This is a genomic window from Clostridium sp. AM49-4BH, from assembly GCF_003478335.1.
GTDB lineage: Bacteria > Bacillota > Clostridia > Lachnospirales > Lachnospiraceae > Butyribacter.
Genome location: NZ_QUFB01000124.1, coordinates 1 through 1,458, shown reverse-complemented (window position 1 = coordinate 1,458; position 1,458 = coordinate 1). Strand labels below are relative to the sequence as shown.

Here is a 1,458-nt window from a genome sequence, read left to right as displayed (position 1 = left end):
TTTCTTTAACTGCTCTAATTCCAAAAAATTTTCCTTGTTTTTTAAAATGTCATACATTGTTTCATTAATTCTGATAATTGAACATGTATTTGCATCATAAAAATAATATTGATTTCTGGTTCTAAATAAATGAATAAAAGGTTTATTACTTAACTCCATATTGTATCTCCTTTGTTTGCAAATGACTGACAGCAATAAAATTACTGCCAGTCACCGTAAAACTTACTACTCTGAATTAGCCCCACATATAATTAGAACCTGACAAAGCAGTTGCCACAATCTTGCCCATACTTGCCGCATATGTATTAGACTGTGTTGCAGCAGATGTGCAGTTACAAAATGCACTTGATTGGCATACAGAGATACAATCACATGCAAATGCAGTCATTGTTCCTTCCTGTACATGAGCTTTCTTTCCTAATTGCTTTTTCATAGGACAATCCTCCTTTCTTCAATATTGACAGAAACCTGTCATATAATATTCTCATTATGTATGAGCAACTATACCTTACATCAAATGTCTCTTTACCGAATTTATGATATTATCATACACATCAAATCTGCTATCAATTACATCTTTTTCATCAAATTTAATATGCAGTTCCTTTTCTAATTCCATATACAAAACAAACAAATCTACTGCTTTAAATCCTATTTCTGGATTAAGTAAGCTATCCGCTTTCTGAGTTTCAGATAATCTTTCTGCATGAAATTGAAATTTATTCCAAAAAACCGAAATTACCCTTTGCTCTATATCCATATTACCCATAACTTTCCTCTATCATTCTTTTCGTATGCTAAAATCCTTTTATGCTTTCGTCTTTTACATTTCCGTAAGTGTATGTATTGGCATACGATGATACTACATTAATTCCCATACTGCATTCTCCTTTCTATTTTTGTTCGATACTTTAATTATAAGCAATTAACATCATACTACAAAGTAGCTTTGCAGAAAATGACCATTTACAGCAGAAAATGACACTCAAAATATAGTCAAAAGCAAAAGCATAAAGTTATCCTTCTTAATTTAAGAACTATAAATAAGCAAATTTGAAAAATTACATAAAACTACACTGCCAATTTCATGAACGAATCAAAATCCTTGCTGTCCATTGCACGTTGGTACAGATATCGATACTGTTTCCGTTGGTCGATGTTTGTTTCATCACTTTCATTACACAACACAAACGATTTAAGGTGTCTTTCTTTTATGCAAAATCACGAACTTGCTCATTTATAGTTTAAAAAATTTTGACTTATATTTTAATTCACCCCTCCAACATATACTTCATATATCATCTATTAAACGACGCATTGTTTCTATATTTTTATTATAAATAACCATATAACCGAACTAAAAGTAAAAAAACATTTTCTTGCCCAAAACAGAAAAGTGGACGATTATTCTTTAACTGTGTAAAAAACAAACATCCACTAAAAACTTTGTCTATTCTT

General features: G+C 30.5%; 2 protein-coding genes. Both read right to left on the bottom strand.

What is annotated here, in order from left to right; translation table 11 throughout:
* Positions 1-235: 235 nt before the first annotated feature.
* Positions 236-433 (bottom strand): CLI_3235 family bacteriocin precursor, encoded by a 198-nt coding sequence (locus DW981_RS14665; protein WP_055196129.1) that lies wholly within the window; start codon positions 431-433, stop codon positions 236-238.
* A 75-nt stretch (positions 434-508) separates the two neighbouring features.
* On the bottom strand, positions 509-769 hold the full coding sequence (locus DW981_RS14660) for a hypothetical protein (RefSeq protein ID WP_055196128.1): 261 nt from the start codon (positions 767-769) through the stop codon (positions 509-511).
* Positions 770-1,458 lie beyond the last annotated feature (689 nt).